The organism is Thioalkalivibrio sp. ALE23 (genome assembly GCF_000378545.1).
Taxonomy (GTDB): domain Bacteria; phylum Pseudomonadota; class Gammaproteobacteria; order Ectothiorhodospirales; family Ectothiorhodospiraceae; genus Thioalkalivibrio.
This window is the reverse complement of sequence record NZ_KB900051.1, coordinates 1-7,649: the sequence shown is the minus strand read 5'-3', so window position 1 is coordinate 7,649 and position 7,649 is coordinate 1. Positions and strand designations below refer to the sequence as shown.

The 7,649-nt window shown below is 64.1% G+C and carries 8 protein-coding genes; 7 read left to right on the top strand and 1 reads right to left on the bottom strand.

Going from position 1 to position 7,649, the window contains the following annotated elements; all coding sequences use genetic code 11:
• On the bottom strand, positions 1–231 hold a 231-nt coding region (locus F573_RS0113405; RefSeq protein WP_155986679.1), incomplete at its 3' end, for an EAL domain-containing protein.
• Between the two features lie 391 nt (positions 232–622).
• On the opposite strand from F573_RS0113405, the gene F573_RS0113400 reads away from it, so the two are divergent.
• The 7 genes from F573_RS0113400 to F573_RS14410 form a co-directional block, all read left to right on the top strand.
• Complete coding sequence (locus F573_RS0113400) at positions 623–1,435, top strand: hypothetical protein (RefSeq protein ID WP_019023013.1); 813 nt, start codon at positions 623–625, stop codon at positions 1,433–1,435.
• A 139-nt stretch (positions 1,436–1,574) separates the two neighbouring features.
• Positions 1,575–1,787, top strand: coding sequence for a carbon storage regulator (locus tag F573_RS0113395; protein ID WP_019023012.1), 213 nt, complete (start codon positions 1,575–1,577; stop codon positions 1,785–1,787).
• Positions 1,788–1,907: 120 nt separating this feature from the next.
• Positions 1,908–3,362 (top strand): hypothetical protein, encoded by a 1,455-nt coding sequence (locus F573_RS14660; RefSeq protein WP_051075393.1) that lies wholly within the window; start codon positions 1,908–1,910, stop codon positions 3,360–3,362.
• A gap of 11 nt (positions 3,363–3,373) precedes the next feature.
• Complete coding sequence (locus tag F573_RS15135; RefSeq protein WP_019023011.1) at positions 3,374–3,523, top strand: hypothetical protein; 150 nt, start codon at positions 3,374–3,376, stop codon at positions 3,521–3,523.
• A 36-nt stretch (positions 3,524–3,559) separates the two neighbouring features.
• Positions 3,560–5,698 (top strand): hypothetical protein, encoded by a 2,139-nt coding sequence (locus tag F573_RS0113380; RefSeq protein ID WP_019023010.1) that lies wholly within the window; start codon positions 3,560–3,562, stop codon positions 5,696–5,698.
• Between the two features lie 29 nt (positions 5,699–5,727).
• Positions 5,728–7,167, top strand: a complete 1,440-nt coding sequence (locus F573_RS0113375) for a ShlB/FhaC/HecB family hemolysin secretion/activation protein (protein WP_019023009.1) — start codon at positions 5,728–5,730, stop codon at positions 7,165–7,167.
• Positions 7,168–7,197: 30 nt separating this feature from the next.
• Positions 7,198–7,649, top strand: a 452-nt coding sequence (locus F573_RS14410) for an ESPR domain-containing protein (protein WP_038033493.1), incomplete at its 3' end; no start/stop codon positions are given.

Genomic DNA, 7,649 nt, shown 5'->3' with positions numbered 1-7,649 from the left:
ACTGTCATCGCGCATGATCTGCCGGATGACCGTCCGCAGCGTTTCACAATCCACCTGCAGCACACGGGCGGGCGTACCCAGCAGATCCTCCATCTGCACCAGGCCGCCCTGCGGGGTCGTTGCCCTGGAAAGAACCTCCCAGTATTCGACCTGTTCTTCCTTCGCCGGCAGTCCCACCACCGGCTGAAACATCACGAAGTGTTTTCCGAGACCGTCAATCACCACCATCACGCGAATTCCTTTTCGGCTTTCCAGGGCCTGCGGCTTGTCCGCGCACCCGATTGGAGCTGAAGGAACCTTACCACCCCTGATCGGCCGCGCGCCAGACCACCCCGAATTCAACACTCAAATTATACCATAGTTCATTGTGGGCCCCATCCTCCCTTGCCGAACCGCTTTTGCTCCGCCCGAACGCCCCCTTTCCCTCCCTTTTTCTCCCTTTCTTGAGGGGGTGACCCGCACCGCCCCGTCACAGGAAGTGACAGGAAAGGTGAGAAAAGAAAAGGAAAGAAAGGCGCGCCCGGAAGGGGCCGCCCGGGGTGGGGTTCTGGCGTCCCGGGGGAACTGTGAACTATGGTATAATTATCGGGTCCGATCAGGGACATGGCGATGGAGGTGCGGGATGTCGGAAACCGCCCGGATTGAAGAAAAACTGGCGACGGACTTTGCGGGTCTTTTGCGTCTGCGGGCCCGGCTGCGCGTGGCGATCCAGCGGGATGCCAAAGAGCGTTTTTACTGGTCCGCGGATGACATGAACCTGGAGGCGCTGGCCTCGATGACGACCTCGGTGACGTTCGGGGAAGACAGCCTGACCCAGACGCTGACCGGACTGATCGGGGTAAGCGAATCCGCCGTGGAACTGGGTCGGGAGATCAACGCGCTCAAGGACCGGCTGGAACAGCACGTCCTCGACCTGCGCCCGCACTACGGCAACCACGGGGCGCGCAGCCGGGCGATGGACATCCTGCGCGAAGCGGGGGAGGTGCGGGTCAGCCTGCGCCAGACCTACCGCCATGTGCTGGTGCTCGATGAAAAACCGCGACGGGTCGGTTTTACCTGGGCACGATCCCATCGCTCCATCCGCAAACTGTCCATGGACCAGGCCCGCGAAATCATCGAGGCCACCTTCCAGGACGAGCAGGATCGGGAATTCGCACTGGAACAGCTGGCGGCGCTGAAACCCTACGCGCTGTATCAGGCCTATCCGCCGGAACGCCACCTGCGGGCGAACCTGGTGTGGCCGGACGGGACCCGGTGCGCGAAACCCGCGCATTCCCCGTTCCTGTTTCCGATGGAACCGGGCGAGGCGCCACCGGAATACCGGGTCCCGAAAGAACGTCAGGACCGTCCGCACGCTCCACGCAGCGATCGGTCCATCGCCCCGGAACCGGCCATCCCGCATACGCCCATTCATATCGGCCGGCCGCAGGCGTGAATCGGTGAATATCATCCGGTTTTTTGCGCCTGTGGGTGCCCGGATGATTGCGGGGGGTTCGGACGTAACCGTAAAATGAACAGTGAACACCAGCGGACCGCGCGGGCGCGTCCTTACGATGACACTTGGAGGTCATGTTTTGTCTTATCCCGATGAAAAACCGAGCGGCCTGGTCCTCGGGCGCCGCGAAGGCGAAGGCGTCCAGCTCTGGGTTGGTAATACCCTCATTCACGTTACACTGGTGTCCACCAACGGCCGCCAGGCGCGTCTGCGGTTCGAAGCCGGCGACGAAGTGGAGATCCTGCGCGACGAAATCGCCGAACAGCGCCGGACCGAAGTGAGCAAAAATTAACCAGTGACCTAAGTGACTGGCTCAACTGGAAAACCCGGGGTTTGACCCCCGGTTTTCCACAGAAAATGTGGATAACTCGACCCGCCGGATCGGGGCGAGGCAAGCAAAGGACTGAACGCCATGGAGCACAACCCGCATCCCCAACGCATGAACCTGCGCGAGATGGCCGGCACCCTGCCGTTCCAGCTCACCACCATTTCCCTGAGCATCATGTTCGCGTTCTCCGCCGGCTACGCCGTCGGCCACGACGAACGCCAGCAAAGCCTGCTCGAGCAAAGCGAACGCCATGTAGTGATGGACGCGACAATGGCGGTCGAGGATCTATCCCCCGGCGAACGCGCGCGTATCCGCGACACCCTGGGCTACGACCCGATCCCGGAAGGCGAAAAGGATCACGTCCCGCTGGGCGAGCTGGCGGACGAACACGATCTGGATCTCGATGCCGAACGGAACGGGGAGGGCGAAACGGTCGCGACGCCGGCCCCGCTGCCCGTGGACCAGGACGGTCAGGATCGCCACCCGCCGAAGGGGGCCGCGGGCGAGGCCCCGGACATGACGGCCTCGGCACCGGAACCGATCATTCCGCCGCATCAGCGCGGCCGGCCGGAGAGCGCCCAGCCACGTCCCGATGCCCCGGACCCGCGCACCGCGCCACGCCGGGACGGACCCGGGCACACCCTGCCCCAGCCGCATCCCCATGGTCCCGGCGAACCGAAGCCGCCGCACGCGCCGACGCCCCAGCAGGAGCCCACCGACACCCCGCCCGTGCCTTACGGCCCTGAAAGGGTCCAGTTCGAGCCCGTGGCCCCCGATACCGGTGAACGACTGACACACGCCGCACCGTCCGGGGAAATGTACATGGAGTGCGAGCGGGTGGATGGCAACATGACCTGTCAGCCCATCGAGGTCCGCAAGCTGGCGGAGGCAGCCGTGCAGCAGGCCGATCCCATCGAGCCGATCCCGGAGCCGGTCCCCACCGGCCGGGTGGACCGCAATGTCGCCACCCCCGAAGACGCGATCCACGACCCGAACCGTGAACCGCCGGACCCGGATGGCCTGCTGACCTACGGACCCATCGACCGCGGCGACACCGTGCTGGACATCGCCCGGGAGCACTACGACCCGGAAACGGCCAACCTCTACGACATCGCGGCGGCCATCGTGCGGCACAACCCGCACGCCTTCCGTGACGGCAACCCCGACGATCTGATGCTGGGGACCAACATCGAGCTTCCGGGGATCGAAGAGGTGCGCGCCGGCAGCTGGGCCTCGCTGACGAAACAGGCCCCGCCCGAGACCGTGGCCCAGGGCCAGAGTCGCCCGATCGACGGGGTCGATGCCCATGACCCGATCATCAACGTCCAGCCGGTGCCTTCCCAGGACCCGGAAGAACTGGCGATGGAAATCGGCGAGACCGGAACGCTGCGTCCGTCCGAGGATCGCGCGGACTTCATGGCGGCCCGCGGCGGCGAACGGGCGGCGCACCCCCGCCAGCTGTCCGAATCCGAGCGCCAGGAAGAGAAAGAGCGCATTCGGGCTGAACTCCGGGCCATCGACGCCCGGCTCGGCCGGTAAAGGCCACGGACATGATCTGCCTGGTCATCTTCGTCACGACCTACATCGCCGGCCACATCTTCGGCCGCCGCGCGGGGCTCTGGGTGCAGGATCGCCTGCAGCGCCTGTTCGCCGTGCGCGCGTGCCGAACGCAGCCAATGGACGATACCTCCAGCCACTGACCCCGACACACCAACGGGCGAACAAGGGAACTGTTCATGCTCTCGAATCCGCAGGATGCCTCCAGCGACACCATACACACCGAAAGCGCACCGACACCCGGCGATCTCCAGAAGCCGGGCGTCGAATTCGTGCCCTCATGGGTCGAGGATGTGCTGCTGACGGAGCTGCCGGAAATGCCACGGGCTTTCGGCACACACCCCATCTCGGCGCAAGGGCGCGGCCGCAAGCTGGCACAGATGCTGGGGAAGGATGCCGACCGATTGATTCGCCGCCTGCGCGAAAGTGTGGGGAACAATGAACTCCGGCGCATCCTCAACCGGGTCAGCGGCAGCCCATTCCCCCGATCCTTCAATCCCACCAAACATACCGATGCCACCCTGTCATCGGTCTATGGGGTCAAAGTCGGCCGGGATGAACTCCGGCGCCTTTATGCCGAAACCCCGGAAGGGGAAACACCGCCCCCGATCCTTGAATACCGCTGGATCCGCAAATGGGTTCAGGCCCGCCCCTCGGATCGCGTATCCGGTGCGGCTCCGGAACCGCGCGCATTCGATCACCGCCTGCGGATTCCATCGTTCGATCACCTGCTACCGATCTACAATACGGCGTTGTTCGCCCGGCATCTGTCCACTCGTGCTGAAGACCCGCAACCCGCGCTGGTCACTTCAACGCCCGATCTGCGCACGCTTCACCAGGCCCAGACCATCCCCTCGGATCTCACGCACTGGGACAGCCTGACCGAAGCCGAACGTGAACAGCTGGCGCTGGCGGTGTACGCCGTGGGAAGCATCCTCCATTCCGGCACCTTCCTGATGACCGCCATCCGGGCCGTGCCGGAACTGCTGGAACACTGGTACGGCGAGGAGCAAGGCGCCTCCCTGCGCGACCGAATACTGCCCATGGCGAAGGCCATGGATGTGCCCGTCCCGGTCCCGATGTTTCATCTGCAGATCCAGCGTCTGGTGGCCGAGCCCATGGCCGATGCCGATACGCTGCGCACCTACCTCCACGATGCGCTGTTGAACGTGGAGAGGATTGCCATCCACCAGCAGGAGGAAGCCATCGAGTGGATGGAATACATCACGCAGGAACCGCCAGCGCCCGGCTGGGAAACACTCCACCAGCAACTCTCGGAAATCACGGACCGCGTTTCGATCCAGTCCGTGCAGGGCTTGCATGAATCCTGGCGCATGCGGGTCAGCCGCCTCGATGCCAATCGGCATGACCGGGAAACGATCGAATCGCACCGAAGCGCACTGATGGAGTTCCATGGCCAGGTCTCACAGTTCCTCAGCGAACTCGATTCGATGCACGAGGAAATCGCGGAAGCCGAAGCGTTCGACGGCCCCTGGAAACAGCGCATGCAGCGGATGGAAGAGGTGGACGCCTCCATCAATGCCTTCGTCGAACGCTGGAGCGATTTCCTGGCCGACCCCGGGGTGCTGCCCCCCAATCCACTCCACGACGGGCGCGTGGATGCGGCAACCGCCTCGGAAGGGAAGGCTCTCCCGGGAGGCGAGGCGGCGAACGGAGCCGACGCCGCCAGCGGGTCCCAATCGAACGGGCAGGGCGGGGCAAACGAACAGGACCTGACCCTCGTGATGCAGGAACTCGAAGAAGCCCGCCAAAGGGTCGCCCGTCTGGAGTCCGAAAACCTGTCCCTTCGGAGTCGGCTGGACAACCAGGGGCAGGAGACGACCGACCCCGGCACCCTCCAGTCCGCGTTCGAGCACTGGGTCGAGCATGGCCGCGCCATCCAGGCGCTCGAATTCCTGCAGGCCCTGTACCCGGATCGTCTTCGGGTCCTCGATGGCGGGCTGGAAAGCGCCCGGGAACGCGCGGAGGGACTTGAGGGAAGAACCCTGATCAACAAGCTGCACCCATTGATCACCCGAGGTCTGGACCTGATGCGAACGCCGGGCGTCCGGCATCACGATGTCATCCAGTCTCTCCCCGGGGATCTCGCCTTCAACGAATCCGAGACGGTGCGCAACCACGAGAAATATCGCAAACACCGACGCTTCAGCGACGGTGAGCAGGTTCGGGAAATGTTCGCGCACCTCAGCGTGGATTACAGCCACCGTCTCTACTTCGAATACGACACCGACGAAGACCGGATCCTGGTCGGCTACGTCGGCACGCATCTCCCCGGAGCCAAAGCCCCCAAGGTTTAACCGAAATACCAAAGCGAAAAGGAGTTCACATGAACCTAAACCCGAACCAATGGAAACGCACTCCGCTGGCTGTTGCACTCGGCCTGTCCCTTGGGCTTTCGCCGGCCGTTGCCGACGAGATCAGCTGGTCGGTGGATTACCCGGATCACATGGAACTGGGCGACTACCCACGATCCATCGATGAAGCCGATCCGAGAGAAGAACTCACCCGCATTCTGGAGCAGCTCCAGGAAGAGGGTTACCCCCATCTCTACGCGGATGCGGACGCCGACGCGCGGCAGATCCACATCCTCGAGGCCGATCATGTCGCGGAAGGTCCGCTCAAGGCCTATCTCGGTGAGGACCTTTCCCGAACGGAGGGGAATCTGCCCCTGATGGATGAAGCGGCCCGAGCCCGCGGAGGCGAACCGTCCATCGATTATGGCGCGGTTGAAGACGGCGAGATCCCGGTTCGAGCCGAGGTGGAGGAGACCGACCGTGACTTCATCGGCGCGATGGTTTCCAGCTACGGCGGGCGCCATACGGGCGAAAACGTCGCCACCGTACTGTTCCAGCAGTCCGCACTGAACACCAACTGGAGCGGATCCTATTCGCGAGGGCTGGAATTCCTGACGCCCAGCGACGCGGAGGACGGTCGTTACGACGCGATCTCCCTGAAGGGCGAGCATCCCACCCCCGTTGGCGTTTTCTGGGCGGAACTCGGTTACTCGGAATCGAAGCAGGGCGGGGACCTCACTCTCTTCGACCTGAACTCCGAGGTGTATCGGGGTTCGCTGGGCTACCGTCTGCCGCAGGGCAACTGGGAACCCTATGCCCAGGTCAACACGTTCCGCCAGGTTTCCAATATCGGTCTGGTGGAACTCGATGGCGAACAGAGGACCACTTCGCTCGAAGCCGGTATGGAAATGCGGCATTCCATCGACACCCCGGCGGACGCGCCGCTTTCTCTGGTCTGGAATGCCAGTCTTGAGCAGGGGCTCGACACCCGAACCAGCGGTTTCGGCCTCGGACGCGATCCCGACAACAGCTGGACCCGATTGACCGGTGACGTCGAACTCGCCCAGCCGCTCAACGAATGGCTGTTCTCCCTGCGTGCCGGATTTCAGGAAAACAACGGCACCCTCCCCAACATTCGGGACTTCACCATCGGCGGTCAGCATCGTGGCAACGGCTACCGCCAGGGCGTCGCCTCGGTAACCGACGGGCAATACGCCGGTTTCCGCATGGCGTCTCCCCGTCTGGGTGGCGATACGTTCCAGGCCCGGCCGTTCGTGGGCTACAACGCATCGACCGGACGCCCCGAAGTCGGCGATCGCAAGTCGATCCAGAGCGTCGAGGCCGGCCTGAACATTCGCCTGACCGATCACGTCTCCGGCGAACTCGGCTACGCGTGGGTCACCAACGACCGCAACATCGAAACCGACGAAGGCACGGGCCGCGCGAACTTTCATCTGATCGCGCGCTGGTAACCAACCGCTCAGGGAGCAAGGAGTATCCCCATGAACCGCATTTTCAAAACGATCTTCAACGAACACACCGGGACCTGGATGGCGGTGTCGGAACTGGCCCGGCGGACGAAGTCCGGCGGGCGAGTAAACGGTTCCACCGCTGGCACCCACGGCGATCGCCCGACGCTCCGGTGGAGTCCGCTCGCGGTGGGTGTGCTTCTCGCCCTCAGCGGGACCGCCCAGGCGGATCTCCCCGCGGACGGCGTGTTCATCAACGGGTCGGACGGCACCATCGAAGTCGATGGCTCCGTGCTCGATGTCTTCGCCGATGAACTCGGCGGCGAGGCGCTGGGTCAGGATGGCGCCGTGACCATCGACTGGGAAGGCGGCTTCAACATCGGCGAAGACAACACCGTTCGCTTCAACGCCGATGGCGTCGGCGCCGATGCCGGCGTCTGGGTCAACATCGACGAGGCCGGGGCGCTCTCCCAGATCGACGGAGC